Origin of the sequence: Bacillus cereus group sp. MYBKT14-1 (assembly GCF_051915185.1) — a bacterium.
GTDB lineage: Bacteria > Bacillota > Bacilli > Bacillales > Bacillaceae_G > Bacillus_A > Bacillus_A cereus.
In genome coordinates this window covers 267,192-285,530 of record NZ_JBQAEF010000003.1, presented here as the reverse complement: position 1 = coordinate 285,530, position 18,339 = coordinate 267,192, and the positions used below count along the sequence as shown (strand labels likewise).

Here is an 18,339-nt window from a genome sequence, read left to right as displayed (position 1 = left end):
TCTTCCATTTCATACACTTTATTCTGCAAAAACAATCCATAACGTTATCATAATGTATATATTCCCATAAAAAACATAACCTATTTCATGTCTATTTATTTCATATGTGTTTTTTTGAAGAATTTTCTTTTTATTTAAACTTTTCATTAGACGTTTGACCTCCGATGTCCATTATGATAAGTTACTTAAGATGTTATATTCGTAAACGTATAGACAACTGGTTTATACACTGTTTTTACTATGAGGAAGGAGCATACACTGCATGAATCTTTTATGGGGAATTGGCGGCGTGATTGGAGTATTAGCAATTGCATTCTTACTATCTTCCAACCGCAAAGCTATTAATTGGCGCACAATTTTAATCGCGCTAGCATTACAAATGTCATTTTCATTTATCGTATTACGATGGGATGCTGGTAAAGCAGGTTTAAAACACGCTGCTGACGGTGTTCAAGGATTAATTAATTTTTCTTACGAGGGAATTAAGTTCGTTGCTGGGGATTTAGTCAACGCAAAAGGACCTTGGGGATTTGTATTCTTTATTCAAGCACTACTTCCAATCGTATTTATTAGTTCATTAGTAGCCATCTTATATCATTTTGGTATTATGCAGAAATTTGTTAGCGTCGTTGGTGGCGCATTAAGTAAACTTCTTGGAACTTCTAAAGCAGAAAGCTTAAACTCAGTAACGACTGTATTTTTAGGACAAACTGAAGCTCCAATTTTAATTAAACCTTACTTAGCACGTTTAACAAATAGTGAATTCTTCGCTATTATGGTAAGCGGTATGACAGCTGTTGCTGGATCTGTTCTCGTCGGTTATGCAGCAATGGGTATTCCGTTAGAGCACTTATTAGCGGCTGCAATAATGGCAGCTCCATCAAGCTTATTAATTGCGAAACTGATTATGCCTGAGACAGAAAAAGTAGATAATAACGTTGAACTTTCTACAGAACGTGAAGACGCAAACGTTATCGACGCAGCTGCACGCGGTGCATCTGAAGGTATGCAACTTGTTATTAACGTAGCAGCAATGTTAATGGCTTTCATCGCATTAATCGCTTTATTAAATGGATTATTAGGATTGATTGGTTCTCTGTTCGATATTAAACTTAGCCTTGATTTAATCTTCGGTTACTTATTATCACCATTTGCAATCTTAATCGGGGTTTCTCCTGGTGAAGCTGTACAAGCAGCAAGCTTTATTGGTCAAAAACTTGCAATCAACGAATTCGTTGCATACGCAAACTTAGGACCACACATGGCAGAGTTCTCTGACAAAACAAATCTAATTTTAACATTCGCAATCTGTGGATTCGCAAACTTCTCTTCTATCGCAATTCAATTAGGTGTAACAGGAACGCTAGCTCCTACTCGCCGTAAACAAATTGCACAATTAGGGATTAAAGCAGTTATCGCTGGTACATTAGCGAACTTCTTAAATGCAGCAGTTGCAGGTATGATGTTCCTATAAACTTATATAGAGTCTTCTCTTTCTACAAGAGGAGACTTTTTTCATGCAATCCAAGCGTCTTTTATGTATCTATTAATCAATTTATCCTAAATATAAGTACATTATGATACAATAATGTTTAAGTCTTTTTATTTTTCTTATGAAAATAGAGATACTACTTGTTGTTGCCCTTCAAAAGAATGTAACGACATAGTCAATTTCTTAATAATTGCGCATACTACAAGTATCTATTGATGAAATAGCTTTAAGGAGGAAAGTTTTGTGAAAGATAAGTTCTATAAAATCCTCTCTATGTGGATTTTACAAATTGTATTTTATTTTACTACTGTACATGTGACGAAATATGAGCATGCTCTCATTTTTACAATAATATACGTAATCGTAAATGTACTATTCTTATTTTTAGCTGACAAAACAGCATTTGTTTTCTTCATACTAGGAACCATTATTTCCGTATTTTATTTGTTCTATCAAGCATGGCTTCACTTATGGAGTACATCAGATCAATGGCAATATATGATTACCCACTTCCTGATGGCAGCTAACTTCTTCATTGTATATATAACAACTCACCTATTGAAAAAAGTGATTCATGAAAATAAAACTTTAACTGAGCGTGTGAGAACATTGGAACAATATATTGGAGAATCCAAATTACTAACAAGACAAGAATTCGAGAGACGCCAAGCGTTATTAACGACTGCAATGAATCGTCGTAATGAAACAGGCGTTATCATTTACTTTGATTTCACTTCCTTTAGTAAATATACGAAGGAAAGTGTTATGGACCGTGTAGCTTCCTTATTAGTTGAAACGGTAAGGAATGATTTTGACCTTGCTGCTGAATATGATAATAATACGCTAGTTATTTTATTACAAAACACAAATGAAGCTGGTGCTGACATTGTAATGAACCGCCTAAAGCCAAAAATGGAGCAATGGCTTGCTGCTGAAGCAATCCGAGATATAAAAATTTCACGCGAGCACATTGGAAACAAAGGACAGACACTGTTATGATGACTCTCGTTATACTTCTTTTATTCCTTCTGTTTTGCGTACTCGTTTTTTGGATTAGTATCACATTTTCAATTAAATATGTACTTATTTTTACGGCCTTTCTATTCTCTGGCTTACTCGTTTACTACTCTTTCTTAACAATTGCGGGCTTAATTCACCGAAATAGCAAACGAAAAGATCGTACGCTAGAACATTATCCGAGCGTCGATATTTTCATACCTGCCCATAATGAAGGCGTCGTTATTAAAGATACTTTAGAGGCGATGGCGAAGATTGAATATCCAGGAAAGCTAACTATTTATTTATTAAATGATAACTCTCAAGATGAAACACCTGAAATCGGCGATGATTTCGACAAAGCTTATGCTCATATTCGCCATATTCGTGTTCCACCCGGTGAACCGAAGGGTAAATCACGTGTACTAAACTATGGGCTTAGTATTTCAGATGGTGAATACTTCTGTGTTTACGATGCAGATAACCAGCCTGAACCACACGCACTGCGAATGCTTGTAGAGCACGCTGAAACAACTGAAGATGCTGTTGGAGCTGTTGGACATGTTCGTACAGTAAACGAAAAGCGAAACTGGCTGACGCGAATGATTTCACTGGAATTCCAAATCTTCCAGCTCCTTATGCAATCTGGACGCTGGTTACTATTCCAAACAGGCTCACTGACAGGAACAAATATGCTTCTTCGTCGCTCCGCACTAGAAGAGCTTGGTGGCTATGACCCTTACGCAATTGCAGAAGATGCTGAATTAACATTACGAATTACACAAAAAGGTTACCTCTTACCAATCGTCCCAGAATCAGTTACTTGGGAACAAGAACCAGAGCATTTAAAAATTCTTATTAAACAACGTACACGTTGGCTACAAGGGAATTTATACATTTTAGAAAAAATGTTCTCATCATTAAGTTTCTTTAAAGGAAAGCTGCTTGTTCATTCCTTACAACAAGTTCTAGTGTATGTTGTATTTTGGCTATTCCTAATCATTTCAAACGTTTGGTTTGTAATTGGGCTACTCGGGATATTCCAAATTCAATATAGCATTCCGCTACTATTTATGTGGTATGTCGCATATATTACATATGTTTCTCAATTATTTAGTGCCCAGAGTGTTGAACGAACCTTTACACCGACTAATATTTTCATTAGCGTTATTATGTACTTTACGTACGCACAGCTCTTTACGTACTTATTTATTCGTAGCTTAATCTTATACTTACGTGCAAAGAGCAAGAAACAAGTCATTGGCTGGGATAAGACAGTTCGATTCAAAAAAGATAAATAATAACAATAAGCACAGAGCGCCGTATGCTCTGTGCTTATTTATTGCCGTATAAATTATATATCAGACAATACCCCTTAGCTGAAAGTAATTTCACGTCCATCCCCCAACGAACGATCGACCTTCATTTATATACGAAAAAGTGATTGCTATTTTTGTAGAACCAATTGCTTCTCTTGCTGTTCTTTGCGCGTTTCAGTCTTAGGTTCCGTGCTTTCTTGGACACTACGATGTGCCACACGTTTCAAACAAATATGCTTCCACTTTCTTTCGTAACGTTTCATTATTCTAGATGTCCCCCTTGAATGCGCTTTAAAACTATTTGAAATCGCTTACAGGAAATAATATAGCACATATATATAAACGTGACAACACATTTCCGACATATTTTTGACAAAAATACGAATAGAATTCGTAAGATATCGAATATTGTCGAAACCTATCGTTTTTTCTTCGTATAAAAGGCATACTACTTATATGGTAAAGTATTTTATTTCCCCTACCCGCATTTCAAATTCCTTCTATATAAAGTGAAACTTTCATTAGCCATCACCAATCGTACTTTTACAGGCAAATAGAGAAATAAAAAAGAGCTGATATGAAATCAGCTCTTTTCCTTCTATTGTTAATGACGCTTCCTACGTCCTTCTTTTTGTAACTCTTTAAATAATGCTGCCATCATAAAGAAAATAACAAAGACGAATGGGAATGCTGCAATGATAGCTGCCGTTTGTAAGGCTTCTAATCCACCAACATATAATAAGATAGAAGCTAGCGCGGCTAGAACGATACCCCAAATCATTTTAATACGATTTGGTGGGTTTAAACTACCATGTGTCGTTAACATCCCTAAAACGAATGTCGCAGAATCTGCAGATGTAATAAAGAATGTAGAAATAAGAAGAATCGCTAGAACAGATAAAGCTGATCCAAAGCTTCCCATCTGATCAAACATAGCAAATAATCCTACTTCTGTTCCCATCTCTTTAATTTTTTCAAAGATATGTGCATCACCAAACAGCTCCATATGAATACCTGTTCCGCCGAAAACAGAGAACCAAAGTGCACCAATTACGGTCGGCACAAGTAACACACCGATAACAAACTCACGAATCGTACGACCTCGTGAAACACGAGCAATAAACGTACCTACGAACGGTGACCATGCAATCCACCATGCCCAATAGAAGATTGTCCACGATTGAATCCATTGGTTTCCACCTTCGTCTAATGGACTTAAACGGAAGCTCATGCTTGGCAATTCTTGAATGTAAGAACCGATTGTTGAAGTGAAGTAATTCATAATAAAGTTTGTTGGACCCGCAAATAATACAATAATCATAAGTGCAAACGCAAAAATAATGTTCGTATTACTTAAATATTTAATTCCTTTATCAAGACCTGTTTGCGCAGATAACATAAATAATACTGTTACGATTGCAATAATAACTAACTGAGTGGTTAATGAGTTCGGGATAGATGTTAAATAACTAACACCACCTGCAATTTGTTTCGCACCAAGACCTAATGACGTTGCAACACCAAACACAGTCGCGAAAACAGCTAACACGTCAAATAAATGAGCAATACGTCCGTGGTCCCCACCTTTAAATAACGGTCCTACTGTCGCACTAATCGTACTTGCTTTTCCTTTTCTAAAGGTGAAGTAAGCAATACATAACGCTACAAACGCATATAGTCCCCAAGGATGTAATCCCCAATGGAAAAATGAAAAACGCAGTGCAAGGCGCGCACTTTCCTCAGTTGCACTATCTCCAAACGGAGGTGCGTATAAATGGTTTAATGGTTCAGCAACGCCCCAGAAAACTAAGCCGATACCCATACCAGCACTAAATAACATAGCAAACCATGTCATATAACTATAATCAGGTTCGTCATCATCTTTACCTAAACGAATAGAACCGTATTTCGAAACAATTAAAAAGATAGACACACCTAAAATAATAGACACGGAAATAATATAAAACCACCCGAACTTACTAACTAATGCAGTTTGAATTGCGGTTGTTACATTTCCTAAGCTACCTTTTCCAATAATAGATTCGGGAATAATCCCCCAAATTGTAAATGCAATACATAATGTTAATGAAACGATGAATGTTTTTGTCAGTTTCCTCATCAAATCCCCCTTCGTAGGTTTCGTTTTTGTAAACAACATAAATTCCGATATGTAAAATCGGATAGAAAACTATAATTTTGCGGTGATTTTCTTACTTTCACCTTCACCAATTCGAATTCTTATGGACAGCCTTACCTTTCGTATAACCTTTTCACTCTGCAAGAGCTACAAGTTAGAAATACTGCTGTCAAATTGTGTGAGAAAAACGCGGATAGGAATGTATTTTCCTAAAAAAGGATGTGTTACATATGTAAAAAAGGGCAAAGTTCTTCCTTGCAACCCTTTCGTTTTGTAACAATTATGCGGTTTTTTTGCTAGTATATAGCACGTGTTTATAGCTTCACAAACAAAATGTTTATGTTTATATAACTATATTACCCATAAAACGGTAAAATACTCAAGGAATGTAATCGTTTAGTAAACATCATGTAACATTCCTGTAATATTCTTATTTTCGTCGAAAAAAACATGTTGTATTAAATATTTTTAATATAACTAGAAACCTATGAGTCATATAGAATGAAAAACGCTTTCCTATATTTTTTGTTATATTACAGGATGTTAACGACTTATTACGAATGGTTTGTAATTGTGTGTTTTCCCCAAATCCGAAAAAATCTGTTGCTATAATGAGGACACGAAAACAAACGCAATGGAGGCTATCATGAAAAAATTAATTGGTATAGCAACAGCAGCAGTTTTTGGTCTTGGGATTTTCACATCATCTGCTAATGCAGAAACTGTTGTAACAACAGACGTACTAAACGTACGCGAAAACCCTACTACTGAATCAAAAGTTGTCGGTAAATTACTAAACGGTAATAAAATAGATGTTCAAAATACAGAGAACGGATGGTCAAAAATTACTTTAGACGGTAAAGACGCATTCGTAAGTGCAGAGTTCACAAAAAGCATCTACTACGTAACAGCTAACGTATTAAACGTACGTGCTGAAGCGAACACAAACTCAGAGGTTCTTGGAAAGTTGAAGAAAGACGATGTAATCGAAACAACGAACCAAGTACAAAATGAGTGGTTACAATTTGAATATAACGGGAAAACAGCTTATGTTCATGTTCCTTTCTTAACAGGTACAGCACCTGTAATTGAGAAACAAGAAACAACTGCTCCTGCTAAAGCTGCAGCACCAGCTAAGGCTCAAACACCTGTAGCACAAGCAAAACCAGCTGCTAAGCCTGCTGTGAAAGCTGCTGAAACTAACACACCATCTGGTGGTCGTGAGTTAACAGTTGTAGCTACAGCATATACAGCTCACCCGAGCGAAAACGGTGGCACATATGGCGGCCGTGTATTAACTGCAATGGGTCATGATTTAACTGCGAATCCAAACATGAAAATGATCGCTGTTGACCCGAAAGTAATCCCATTAGGATCTAAAGTATGGGTAGAAGGTTACGGAGAAGCTATCGCTGGAGATACTGGTGGTGCAATTAAAGGTAACCGTATTGATATCTTACTTGGATCAGATAGCGCTGCTCAAAAATGGGGACGCAAAACTGTTAAAGTGAAAATTTTAAAATAACCAATGACTGCTAAATTACAAGCCGGTTCTCTTTATTGAGAGCTGGCTTTTATTTATTTATAATACATATAAGGAGGCTACGCCCATGAATGTACAAGCAAAAGTAGACTGGATTGGTACGCCAAAACCGTACATATATAAAGATGAAGTAACATATAACGCTACTTCTATTGATTTCTCACTCGCTGGCGATGATAATCGCTATAAGTTAATTGTGCTCAAGTCTGAAAACAATACACATTACAAAATTGTGCAATATGGAATAAAACCAGGCTCTCAAAAACCATTTCCTATCGACATTCCATTTGAACAAAACATGTTACCCATTATAGAGCAAATATTACATGATTCGTATGTACAAGCGATACTAAAGGAAACACACTCATAATTGTAAAAAAATATATCAACGATTTTTCAATTATATCTATCATAAATCGCAATATATCAACGATTTTCCGATTATATCTATCATAACTTACGATATATCAACGGTTCGACACGAAATATCGATTTAGCTACAAAAAAGAAGCTGTTCAAATATTGAACAGCTTCTCTCATATTAACGAGTTGGACCAGATACATCTTCTGATTTCAACGTATTATTTGCACCAAGAGAATGATACAACATCTTTCCATTTCCATTCACAGTTACAATATGTTCGTTATTAAAACTTTTGAACTTCACAGATCCATCACCGTAACGAATATGATACTCTTCATATGTCGTTACTTTATATTTCGTAGCACTTTGACGCTCTACATTACGAACTTCCATCGTTAATAAGTCTTCTGTAATTCCTTTTTTGTGTAAATACTGTATATAATCATGGTCTTCCTTATACGATTTCCCGCTCTTATCATAATTATTTTCAATTAAACTAAAATCATTTAATGAAATTGCACGTACGTTATCATAAATATGATTTCTTACAAATTCGCCCACTGCTGAACTTGATGTTTCTTTCGGGAATTTTAAGTAATATGTGCTTTGGTCTCCAATTTTAACACTTTCAGATTTCATCACACCAAAATCAGTAGTTTTCTCTAAATGTACTTCTACTGTTTCATCTGTGGATACAGGGCCAAGCTTATAACTTCCATAATTTAATTTTCCACGTTTTTTCCCATTCACAAATACAGTTGCATCACTTTCATCAGAAGAAATGCTTACATACTTGCCTTCAAGCGATAAATCCACTTTCACCTTCTCGCTCTGTTCATCCGCTAAATCTACTTCTTTCTCTGTTTCTAATTCAGTAAGTTCTGTCTTCGCCGTTGCCTTTACAACATATGTACCTGGGAAGTATGGCCCCAACTCTTTCGAAGTTTTATCACTAGAAAGCTCTGCTTCTTTTTTGTCATTCACATATATTTCTGCATTTTTTGCAGTTGTACTAACGCTCATATAATAAGATTTCATGCTGAACTTATACTTTGGATATAAGAACCACTCTTTTCCCTCTTCTACTATTTCCCCGTCCTTAAATGAAGATTTATCTTTTGTTAACTTTTGATCTACTGTCTCTTTCTGTAAATAAGACAGTAATTGTTTGTTGTAAGAAGGATTCTCTTTTAAATAACGCATGTACGCTTTAATATCCTCTGTCTTAATCTTTAAGCTTGAATCATTCGCTTTTACAAACTCATCAATTGCATTAATATCTTTATTTTGGAATGCTTCAATCATTACATTCACTTGCTTTTCTTTTGAAAACTTATATGCGCCAAATTTATACGCCCCAAATAATAATGCAGCAATAATGGCAAAACCAATGATTAAAAATAAATTTCTCTTACTTTTCACTGATTTTGTCTCACTTTGTAATTCTGTATATGAAGCAGCAGTGTTATCAACGATTACTTCTACTTTACTCCCACACTCAGGACAAAAGTTCAAATGGTCTGCAACGTTCTTTTTACATGTTCCACAAAACTTCAACGTGCTCTCCTCCTATTTTTTAGCTAATTTCATTCCAGCAAATGCTGCTACATATGTCACAATAAAACTAAACAAAATTAAATATGTAAATGAATTTTGCATAGATAGTACTGTTCCGCTTGTTCCAAATAAACTTGTTACCGTTCCTGAAACATTAATTTGGAACTTAGAAATCATATTCATTACAATCATCATAATTGTGTAAGAACCACTGCATACCGCTAATGTAATATATATATTGGCAGTCGGTAATTTAGCTAACTTTCTTCCCGCTCTAAACATAAAGAACAATGGAATAATAAGCAGTAATAAACCGTAATGGAATACGTTATTCACTCTATCAAATTCTGCAAGGCTTTCCTCATTTGCTCCTTTTGAAATCAATATCTCTCTAAGCTCTACGCCATTTACAGAGACGCCTGATATAAATGAAAACGATAGTGTGCTCTCATATGCATTTGATTTCTTACCAATTCTAGTAAATTCCTTACTAAGTGCTGGACTTGATACTTCTAACGGCGCAAAATGAGCCATACTCCATAATTGAGGTGTTAACTCTAATGCTAATAATGTACTTTCAGATTTTAAAGTTGTTATTTCTTTTAATGGTTCAATACCGTCTTCCTTACTTACTAACGCCATAATACAAACCGCTACTGCTGTTACTAAAAGTCCTTTTATCATAGCCGAAACACCGTAATAAACAGACGCTCCATATGGCATTAACTCTTGAAATGCTGCTGCCATATTGTTTTTGCTTGTATGAGCAATAAATCCTAATAAGGTAAATAATGTCCCACATACAAAACCACTCAATAAACTCTTCATCGCTGAATAGCCAACCGTAATCTTACCTGCTTCTGAGAATGGAATTGCAAAAGATTGTGATGCTATAAAACTTATAATGAATAAAAAGACGCCATAAATAATACCAACTGTTGCTGACATAAAGATTTGATCTTTAATCGTTTTCGCGACACGCTGTTTCCCTAACCAAATTCCTGTACCAGCGAAAATAATAAATGGAATGATTAATAGTAATGTAAATGGAGTATGCCAAGATAAAGAAAATATCAATCCACTATCATCGTTAGCTGTAAAACCAAGTAAATGATAACTTAACATCGTAGAAGTTGCACTCGAATAAAAACTTGGCAACATTTCTAATTCTTTCGCAAATTTGCTAAACATCTCACTTAACATAGAGGCAAATAATAAACTACCAATCCAACCAGCAATTAACATGAGAATACTTGCAACAGCCCCACCAATAAAACCTTTTTGTAAAACGGCTTTATCTGCTTTAAATTCAACTTTAGGAGCACCATCCATTGTAGGCAATTTTACAGTTTGTTCTTTTTTCTTCACAACAGATAAAGAATACCCACACTTTTGACAATATAAATTTTTTTGAGCATTTTCACTGCCACAACCTCTGCAGTATTTTGCAGTATCTTTTTCTAATGTTACTGCATCTATAGCTCCTGCAATCTCCATACTACCTTCATTTGGGCAATAATTTACTTCTTCACCATGTTGTTTTCCACATGTGCGACAATACATTTAATTCACTCCCCACTTTGCTTAATTCCACAAACTGGACAGTAAGTAGAGTTTTTATCGATATGCTCATTACATGAAATACAATTTACCGTTTCACCTTCATTTTCTACTGTTAACATCGGGTTAGGCTTTCCACACGAACCACAAAACTTATCATTTATTGATAAAGGTCCACCACATTCACATGTAGCTTTTTCACCTTGTTGTTTTTGCAATTCAACAATGCGCTTTCTTGCTTGATAAATAGCTACATCAAATTCTTGAACTGGAGCAATCATTTCTTTTAAGCTCGCTTCATTTACTCCACTTCCTCTTAATTGAACATACACTTGCTGTCCAACCTCTAATAGAACCTCTGCTTTTTTCTGCATTTGCACTTGCATTCCCTTTTTCAATTGAGCAATTTCTTGTGCAACTTGCAACTTCATTTTCCCTTGTTCTATTCCTTCTTGTAACTTATTCATTCCACTACCTAACTTCGTCTGTAAATCTGACAAATCATTTCTCCTCCTATACATATATATTCATATATGAAATTAACATTTTATATATTACCATGATTTTCAAGTTATGTAATCCAAATTTCATTTTTTCTGTTTTGAGCATTTTTTGTTTATAATGGTAAAGGAAAGAAATATGTGTACGGAGGAATATTATGCTGCAACACTCAATTACGAAAGATGAAATTATGATGATTGCGAATGAGTTCGTTCAAGGACTAGATCCACAGCAAACAGCTGATCAGGAACATGTCGCTACAGCTCGGCACCTATATCGTAGTGGTGTTGTCTACAACGTTGACTTTGATGGTTATACACTATCAGGAACTGTAGATGCGGAAGGCAACGTATATAGCGTTCATATTCCGATTCGTAATGTCGCTGAAAGTTATTGTGATTGCTTCGCACCAACACAATGTGAGCATATGCTCGCTGTATTACTATCTGCAGCGTCTAGTTTCGGGCAAGTAGGAGATGTATTAACTTTATTTAAAAATAATACGAAACCTTCCCTTCCTCCTATTCGAACTGCAAGACAAGTATTGCAATCATCAGCTTTTGAAGAAACGGATTATAAAAGTTGGGAATCGTATTTTGAAAAAGAATATGAATCATTTAAAAAAGAACAAGCTCGCCTTACTTATAAACAAATGTATTTTCTTATGAGTATCTTTACAGATTTCTATACGAAACTTGAGCGGAAAGCTCCGCGCGTAATCGCCATACATGAATTATTCAGGTTACATGCAGCACTTTACTGCTTTCAAAAATTATTAGAAGAAATCCAGGCATTCGAAGCAAACAAAACATATTCTTATCACCAACCTGTTAATGTCGTTCGCCTATTTGTAGACAAAGTGGAATCCATCGTTCGGGACTTACAATCAGAAGCGATTCCTTCAGAGTCTGAAATAATTTTGCAAGAAACAGCTCGTCTCGTTCATGAAGTATTCTTCTCTACCGACGCTTATACGCAAGAGCGATTTTTCATTTATCGCCACATATGGAGTGAACTTTTAAACAATAAAGAGAAAATACAAGAGGAAGAAAAACGAATCGATACGAAAATTAATCCACTATCTAAAGCGTTAGCGTCTTCTCACCTTCTCTTTTTAAATGAAGAAGATCTACTAGCGATGGACTTACTAAAAAAACAGCCTGCTTCTGTTGTGAGTCTATACTTCTATTGGTTAGAAGAACTATTAAGTGCCATGCAGTGGGATCGTGCGAAAAACTGGCTTTCCTTTACGTATAAACAAGTAAAGAAAACAATCCAAGATCACGAAAATACGATTTTTATAAAAGATATCGTTCGGCTATTTGTAATCATGTATGAAACATATGCAACACATACAAATGAACAAGCTGGTTTTGAAATGATCTTGCAGGAACTATTACCGTATAGTTTCACAAACTATGAACAGTACGTACTCGCGAAAAAACAGTATCGTACATGGGCAGAGCTTCATCTCTTATATGGGTTTGAAGCAATTGAACTGTTAAAAGAACCACTGAAAGATATTGAAAAAGAAGCGCCAGAAGCAGCACTTCCTCTTTATCATCTTGCTGCTGTAGAAGCAATTGAAGAACGAAATCGTAAATCATATAGACGCGCAGTTCGTTACTTAAAGAAATTACGTACATTATATAAACGATTAAAACGCACCGATGAATGGGATGCTTTCATTATTCACATCGCCAATCTCCATTCACGTCTGCGTGCACTACAAGAGGAATTACGGAAAGGAAAATTAATCGATGATCAATCAAACTGAAGTAACAATTAGGCTCCAGCATGTTAGTCAAGGTTGGTTCCTTTGGGGAGAAGATGACAGCGGTACTCCATTATCCGTAACAAGTTGGAAACGAAATGCATTCACATGGCACTCCACTTCTTTCTACGGTACGTTTCTAAAAGAAGCAACCTTCGAAGGAAAACAAGGTGTGCTGCTAACAAATGCACAAGCCTTTGAATACATTGCAAACAAACCGATGAATTCCTTTGCACATATTCAACTGAACGGCCCTATTACAGCACTTACAAAAGATGCAAATGAATTATGGGATGCCTTTACGAGTGGTAGCTTCGTACCAGATATGGAGCACTGGCCCAAACAACCATCTTGGAAAGTTCAAAATACGCCAATTGAAGATGACACATTAGCATCTCTTTTCTCAGCAGCAGTTAATGAAAGCATATTACAAGATAATCGTTCAAATGACGGCTGGGAAGATGCTAAAAGACTATATGAACATTACGACTTTACGAAAAGACAATTGGAAACAGCACTACATGAAGAAGATTGGCTTCGAAAAATTGGTTATATTGAAGATGATCTTCCGTTTACAATCGGGCTAAGACTGCAAGAACCACAAGAAGAATTTGAAATGTGGAAACTTGAAACAATCGTGACACCAAAGCGCGGGGCGCATCGCATATATGTATATGAAAACATCGATTCCTTACCGAAAAGATGGCACGATTACGAAGAACGGATTACAGAAACACAAGAAGGTTTTAGTAAGCTCATACCGTGGTTAAAAGAAGGAGATACATTCCGAAATGAGCTCTTTGAAACAGAAGCTTGGAACTTCTTAACAGAAGCAAGCAATGAATTACTTGCAGCCGGCATTACAATTTTACTACCATCATGGTGGCAAAATTTAAAAGCAACAAAACCGAAATTACGTGTTCAACTGAAGCAAAATACAGTACAAACACAATCGTTCTTCGGTATGAATACGCTCGTTAATTTTGACTGGCGCATTTCTACGAATGGCATTGATTTATCAGAAAGCGAATTTTTCGAACTCGTTGAACAAAACAAACGTCTATTTAATATAAACGGTCAATGGATGCGACTAGATCCAGCCTTTATCGAAGAAGTAAGGAAACTCATGAACCGTGCCGATAAATACGGACTAGAGATGAAAGATGTCCTGCAGCAACATTTATCAAATACGGCTGAAACAGAAATTGTAGAAGATGATAGTCCGTTTACTGATATTGAAATCGAACTAGATGGATATTATGAGGAACTATTCCAAAAGCTACTTCATATTGGAGATATTCCAAAAGTAGATGTCCCTGCTTCACTAAACGCAACACTTCGTCCGTATCAACAACACGGCATTGAATGGTTGTTATATTTACGAAAGCTTGGATTTGGAGCATTGCTAGCTGACGATATGGGACTCGGGAAAAGTATTCAAACAATCTCTTACTTACTATATATAAAAGAAAATAATCTCAAAACAGGCCCTGCATTAATCGTAGCGCCGACATCTGTTCTTGGAAATTGGCAAAAAGAATTTGAGCGTTTCGCACCGAATTTACGTGTTCAATTACATTACGGAAGTAATAGAGATAAGGGCAATTCTTTTGAAGATTTCCTTCAATCAGCAGATGTTGTATTAACATCTTATGCATTGGCTCAACTCGATGAGGAAGAACTAACTTCATTATGCTGGGATGCTGTTATTTTGGATGAAGCACAAAATATTAAGAACCCACATACGAAACAGTCGAAAGCAGTACGAAACTTACAAGCAAATCACAAAATCGCTTTAACTGGTACGCCGATGGAAAATCGCCTCGCTGAACTTTGGTCCATTTTCGACTTTATTAATCATGGATATCTCGGAAGCTTAGGGCAATTCCAACGCCGCTTCGTCACACCGATTGAAAAGGATCGTGATGAAGGAAAAATCCAGCAAGTTCAACGGTTTATCTCACCATTTTTACTGCGCCGAACGAAGAAAGATCAAACGGTCGCATTAAATTTACCAGATAAACAAGAACAAAAGGCTTACTGTCCCCTTACTGGTGAACAAGCTTCCTTATATGAACAACTTGTTCAAGATACACTGCAAAATGTTGCGGGATTAAGTGGAATTGAAAGACGCGGCTTTATATTACTTATGCTGAACAAGCTAAAACAAATTTGTAATCATCCAGCTCTTTATTTAAAAGAAGAAGAGCCACAAAATGTCGTTGAACGTTCTATGAAAACAAAAACGTTAATGGAGCTCATCGAAAATATAAAAGATCAAAATGAAAGTTGCCTCATCTTCACTCAATACATCGGCATGGGGAACATGCTAAAACGTGTGCTAGAAGAAAAATTCGGCCAGCGTGTCCTCTTCTTAAACGGTAGTGTGCCGAAAAAAGATCGCGACAAGATGATTGAGGAGTTCCAAAACGGAACGTATGACATTTTCATCTTATCCTTAAAAGCTGGCGGAACAGGATTAAACTTAACCGCTGCCAACCATGTCATTCACTACGATCGTTGGTGGAATCCAGCTGTGGAAAATCAAGCAACAGACCGCGCATATCGCATTGGTCAAAAACGATTTGTTCATGTTCACAAACTTATTACAACAGGAACATTAGAAGAAAAAATTGATGAAATGCTAGAAAGAAAACAATCTCTAAACAATGCGGTCATCACAAGCGATAGCTGGATGACTGAACTATCAACAGACGAACTAAAAGAATTACTTGGTGTATAAAGTGAAACTTTAATCAGTGGAGGTTTTACTCCCCGCAAAAAAAGCGCTAATCTCATTTGAGATTAGCGCTTTTTTCTATTCCAAAACCAATTACTTATTATAATTCCCGTTAATCCGCCGCACGTATCAAGCAATGAATCTTGCCACATTGGTGTACGGTCTCCCGTATACCATTGGTGAATTTCATCAAATGTTGCATAACCCGCAACGAAAAGAAGGGCATATATAAAACATCTTTTCCTCGAATAACCTGATCGATGAAAAGCGTAATAAATCAATGAACCTAGCATAAAGAACACCATAAAATGAGCACCTTTACGAAGGAAAAACTCAATAAATCCGCCTACACCTTTATTCGCAATACTAACAGGGGTTCCTCCACCATAATCGATAGATACCCATGAAAAATGCTCTTTCACAAATTCAACATTTACATATTGTTCAATATCTGAACGCATATCCTGCTTTTTATATGGTTGTGCCGAAGAATAGAAAATCAGCCCCATCCATAGTAATACAGGAATCCAAAATAACCATTTACGATTCATTATCCAGAATTCTCCTCTCTTAATCTTTTAAGGGTACCAAAAAAAAGAAAAAATTTCACGCCAAAACATGACATTTGTACCCTATTTATAAAGTGAAAGGAGGTGATACACATGGCAATTGAAACAATCGTAATGGATTTAACTTTACGTCTTGTCTTAAACAACGGATTAGATAAGAACGGAAAAACAGTTTTCAAGAGCAAACAATTTAAACGTGTTAAAACAAATGCGAGCTTAGATCAAGTACACAATGTAGCTCATGCTCTAGCTTCCTTACAAGCATCACCACTTCACGCTGTACAACTTGTAAGCACATCAGATCTTTCTAAACTATAAAGTAAAACTCGGATCAGTGGGGATTTTATTCATCCCCGCTGATTATTAGACCGCAATTTAACCGGCAGACCCGAATCCCATAAATAGCTTGATAAATACAAAGGAGGGAATAACACATGCAAGTACTAGAGTTGATTTTCGCAAAAGAAGATGGAAAAACAGTCGTTTTTTCTATCGATACGCCCATCACACCAATCGATGCACAAGTCGTAAATCAAGTAATGGATACAATCCTCGCCTCATCTGTATTTTCATCCATTGATGAAAATACACGAAAAAAGGGAGCTCGCCTTTTAGAAAAAAATGTATCTGAAGTTCCAATTACTCTATAAAATGAAAAAGACGAATCTGCATCATTTTGCAGATTCGTCTTTTTTCTTCGGCATTTCAATCGGAATAAAAATCTTTGAAAAACCGACGCATACGTACTTATAATGTTCTTCACCTATATCAAACTCAGTCGTATATGTTGAGAAGAATATATAATCATTTCGCTTCGTATAATGATCAATTAATAACCCAACTTGTGGCTCAACATACTTTTTCGCTAACTTTTTACCGGCCGATGCCAAGTCGCCAAGGAGACCCTCTTCATTCTCTTTTTGAACTTCATCTAGCTTCTTACTCACATCATTACGCTTCATAAACTGCTTCGCTGCCCATTCTGTATATTCTCCCTTACTCGGATTACTGTTTGCTAAATATACTAGGAGAACGACAACTAAAGCCATAATAATATACTTTTTCTTCATACTATATCACCGCCTACTCTTTTCTATTTTCATATATATGTACAAGCGATGCAAATTAGAAAGACTATCACCTATTGATTGTAAACGAATAGCCAAAATTTACAATATGAAATAGAATATTAACAGTAAATTTACTTAATTTATATATAATTATATTCGGAATGAAAATTATAAGGGAGGATATAGAATTATGGATAATGAAAACAACATTTTTATTTCTAGTTCTACAATGATGCTTGAACCATGTAAACACCCTTATTACCGCACAAAAATTATCGACAGTAGCGGAAACCATCTTTACTCCTGTCAAACTGCTCTCCAACTTATACAGAAATCTTGTCTAACAAATATTCATTCTACTTATCAAGGGAGACGTAATGCTGTAAAAACAAAATTTAAATTTAAACAAAACGTTCCAATTCCGATCAATCATAGAGAATATATTTGTGCTTTCCCAACAGAATCTCCTGCTTCTCCAAATTGTATTTGGCTTTTCTTCAAACATGTTCATACAATAGAGTTTTTCAAAAAAGCTAAACGAGCTAAAATTCATTTTTCAAACGGAGCTACCGTAACGATACAAATTAGTCCCCATAAGTTAAGCCAGCAATTATGGAAAGCTGGATATGTATTATCCCAAATGAACATGCAAGATTCATCACCTTAATAACAAATAGAATGGAAGGTAGTATTTCCTTACCTTCCATTCTATTTTCT

At 35.9% G+C, this 18,339-nt stretch carries 16 protein-coding genes; 10 read left to right on the top strand and 6 right to left on the bottom strand.

The window, feature by feature from the left end; all coding sequences use genetic code 11:
- Nucleotides 1-262: 262 nt before the first annotated feature.
- The 3 genes from ACTFO4_RS11360 to ACTFO4_RS11350 all read left to right on the top strand — a co-directional run bounded on the left by ACTFO4_RS11360 (nt 263) and on the right by ACTFO4_RS11350 (nt 3,789).
- Nucleotides 263-1,474 carry a NupC/NupG family nucleoside CNT transporter gene (locus ACTFO4_RS11360; protein ID WP_001051015.1) on the top strand — a complete coding sequence of 404 codons (1,212 nt, stop codon included), beginning with the start codon at nt 263-265 and terminating at the stop codon, nt 1,472-1,474.
- Between the two features lie 261 nt (nt 1,475-1,735).
- Nucleotides 1,736-2,491, top strand: a complete 756-nt coding sequence (locus ACTFO4_RS11355; RefSeq protein WP_000653222.1) for a diguanylate cyclase domain-containing protein — start codon at nt 1,736-1,738, stop codon at nt 2,489-2,491.
- Nucleotides 2,488-3,789 carry a glycosyltransferase family 2 protein gene (locus ACTFO4_RS11350; protein ID WP_000988751.1) on the top strand — a complete coding sequence of 434 codons (1,302 nt, stop codon included), beginning with the start codon at nt 2,488-2,490 and terminating at the stop codon, nt 3,787-3,789. Before ACTFO4_RS11355 ends, ACTFO4_RS11350 begins: the two co-directional genes overlap by 4 nt.
- A gap of 622 nt (nt 3,790-4,411) precedes the next feature.
- On the opposite strand, the gene opuD is transcribed toward ACTFO4_RS11350, so the two are convergent.
- Nucleotides 4,412-5,926, bottom strand: coding sequence for a glycine betaine transporter OpuD (gene opuD, locus ACTFO4_RS11345; RefSeq protein ID WP_001229101.1), 1,515 nt, complete (start codon nt 5,924-5,926; stop codon nt 4,412-4,414).
- Nucleotides 5,927-6,590: 664 nt separating this feature from the next.
- Between opuD and ACTFO4_RS11340 the strand changes: the two genes are divergently transcribed.
- Together ACTFO4_RS11340 and ACTFO4_RS11335 are read left to right on the top strand one after the other, a co-directional pair.
- Entirely contained in the window at nt 6,591-7,469 is an 879-nt protein-coding gene (locus ACTFO4_RS11340; RefSeq protein WP_326234968.1) for a cell wall-binding protein EntA, read from the top strand.
- An 85-nt stretch (nt 7,470-7,554) separates the two neighbouring features.
- Nucleotides 7,555-7,857: a DUF3910 family protein gene (locus ACTFO4_RS11335; protein ID WP_001102541.1), complete on the top strand. Its 303-nt coding sequence runs from the start codon at nt 7,555-7,557 to the stop codon at nt 7,855-7,857.
- 171 nt (nt 7,858-8,028) lie between these two features.
- Here the strand turns inward: ACTFO4_RS11335 and ACTFO4_RS11330 are convergent, their stop codons facing one another.
- The 3 genes from ACTFO4_RS11330 to ACTFO4_RS11320 are packed head-to-tail and all read right to left on the bottom strand — an operon-like array spanning nt 8,029 to nt 11,468.
- Nucleotides 8,029-9,408 carry a zinc ribbon domain-containing protein gene (locus ACTFO4_RS11330; RefSeq protein ID WP_440013676.1) on the bottom strand — a complete coding sequence of 460 codons (1,380 nt, stop codon included), beginning with the start codon at nt 9,406-9,408 and terminating at the stop codon, nt 8,029-8,031.
- Nucleotides 9,409-9,420: 12 nt separating this feature from the next.
- A complete protein-coding gene (locus ACTFO4_RS11325) occupies nt 9,421-10,971 on the bottom strand; it encodes a zinc ribbon domain-containing protein (RefSeq protein WP_326234970.1) in 1,551 nt (516 codons plus the stop codon).
- A 5-nt stretch (nt 10,972-10,976) separates the two neighbouring features.
- Nucleotides 10,977-11,468: a zinc ribbon domain-containing protein gene (locus ACTFO4_RS11320; RefSeq protein ID WP_001281754.1), complete on the bottom strand. Its 492-nt coding sequence runs from the start codon at nt 11,466-11,468 to the stop codon at nt 10,977-10,979.
- 158 nt (nt 11,469-11,626) lie between these two features.
- Here ACTFO4_RS11320 and ACTFO4_RS11315 point away from each other — a divergent pair, with 158 nt between their 5' ends.
- Together ACTFO4_RS11315 and ACTFO4_RS11310 are read left to right on the top strand one after the other, a co-directional pair.
- Nucleotides 11,627-13,246 carry an SWIM zinc finger family protein gene (locus ACTFO4_RS11315; protein WP_000939139.1) on the top strand — a complete coding sequence of 540 codons (1,620 nt, stop codon included), beginning with the start codon at nt 11,627-11,629 and terminating at the stop codon, nt 13,244-13,246.
- The gene (locus ACTFO4_RS11310; RefSeq protein WP_440013674.1) at nt 13,230-15,986 is read left to right on the top strand and encodes a DEAD/DEAH box helicase; all 2,757 of its coding nucleotides are present in this window, start codon (nt 13,230-13,232) and stop codon (nt 15,984-15,986) included. Before ACTFO4_RS11315 ends, ACTFO4_RS11310 begins: the two co-directional genes overlap by 17 nt.
- Before the next feature lie 62 nt (nt 15,987-16,048).
- On the opposite strand, the gene ACTFO4_RS11305 is transcribed toward ACTFO4_RS11310, so the two are convergent.
- On the bottom strand, nt 16,049-16,534 hold the full coding sequence (locus ACTFO4_RS11305) for a VanZ family protein (RefSeq protein ID WP_001080709.1): 486 nt from the start codon (nt 16,532-16,534) through the stop codon (nt 16,049-16,051).
- 111 nt (nt 16,535-16,645) lie between these two features.
- Between ACTFO4_RS11305 and ACTFO4_RS11300 the strand changes: the two genes are divergently transcribed.
- The gene (locus ACTFO4_RS11300; RefSeq protein ID WP_000963861.1) at nt 16,646-16,870 is read left to right on the top strand and encodes a DUF1659 domain-containing protein; all 225 of its coding nucleotides are present in this window, start codon (nt 16,646-16,648) and stop codon (nt 16,868-16,870) included.
- 116 nt (nt 16,871-16,986) lie between these two features.
- The gene (locus ACTFO4_RS11295) at nt 16,987-17,202 is read left to right on the top strand and encodes a DUF2922 domain-containing protein (protein WP_088859674.1); all 216 of its coding nucleotides are present in this window, start codon (nt 16,987-16,989) and stop codon (nt 17,200-17,202) included.
- A gap of 21 nt (nt 17,203-17,223) precedes the next feature.
- Here ACTFO4_RS11295 and ACTFO4_RS11290 read toward each other — a convergent pair whose 3' ends face one another.
- Nucleotides 17,224-17,622 carry a DUF4359 domain-containing protein gene (locus ACTFO4_RS11290; protein ID WP_000731405.1) on the bottom strand — a complete coding sequence of 133 codons (399 nt, stop codon included), beginning with the start codon at nt 17,620-17,622 and terminating at the stop codon, nt 17,224-17,226.
- A gap of 190 nt (nt 17,623-17,812) precedes the next feature.
- On the opposite strand from ACTFO4_RS11290, the gene ACTFO4_RS11285 reads away from it, so the two are divergent.
- Nucleotides 17,813-18,289, top strand: coding sequence for a competence protein ComK (locus tag ACTFO4_RS11285; RefSeq protein WP_000368312.1), 477 nt, complete (start codon nt 17,813-17,815; stop codon nt 18,287-18,289).
- The last annotated feature ends 50 nt before the right edge of the window (nt 18,290-18,339 follow it).

Bases quoted from the DNA above. Each gene is read 5' to 3' on its own strand.
- ACTFO4_RS11360 (WP_001051015.1), top strand. From the start codon at position 263: ATGAATCTTTTATGGGGAATTGGCGGCGTGATTGGAGTATTAGCAATT.
- ACTFO4_RS11350 (WP_000988751.1), top strand. From the start codon at position 2,488: ATGATGACTCTCGTTATACTTCTTTTATTCCTTCTGTTTTGCGTACTC.
- opuD (WP_001229101.1), bottom strand. From the start codon at position 5,926: ATGAGGAAACTGACAAAAACATTCATCGTTTCATTAACATTATGTATT.
- ACTFO4_RS11340 (WP_326234968.1), top strand. From the start codon at position 6,591: ATGAAAAAATTAATTGGTATAGCAACAGCAGCAGTTTTTGGTCTTGGG.
- ACTFO4_RS11335 (WP_001102541.1), top strand. From the start codon at position 7,555: ATGAATGTACAAGCAAAAGTAGACTGGATTGGTACGCCAAAACCGTAC.
- ACTFO4_RS11325 (WP_326234970.1), bottom strand. From the start codon at position 10,971: ATGTATTGTCGCACATGTGGAAAACAACATGGTGAAGAAGTAAATTAT.
- ACTFO4_RS11315 (WP_000939139.1), top strand. From the start codon at position 11,627: ATGCTGCAACACTCAATTACGAAAGATGAAATTATGATGATTGCGAAT.
- ACTFO4_RS11310 (WP_440013674.1), top strand. From the start codon at position 13,230: ATGATCAATCAAACTGAAGTAACAATTAGGCTCCAGCATGTTAGTCAA.
- ACTFO4_RS11305 (WP_001080709.1), bottom strand. From the start codon at position 16,534: ATGAATCGTAAATGGTTATTTTGGATTCCTGTATTACTATGGATGGGG.
- ACTFO4_RS11300 (WP_000963861.1), top strand. From the start codon at position 16,646: ATGGCAATTGAAACAATCGTAATGGATTTAACTTTACGTCTTGTCTTA.
- ACTFO4_RS11295 (WP_088859674.1), top strand. From the start codon at position 16,987: ATGCAAGTACTAGAGTTGATTTTCGCAAAAGAAGATGGAAAAACAGTC.
- ACTFO4_RS11290 (WP_000731405.1), bottom strand. From the start codon at position 17,622: ATGAAGAAAAAGTATATTATTATGGCTTTAGTTGTCGTTCTCCTAGTA.
- ACTFO4_RS11285 (WP_000368312.1), top strand. From the start codon at position 17,813: ATGGATAATGAAAACAACATTTTTATTTCTAGTTCTACAATGATGCTT.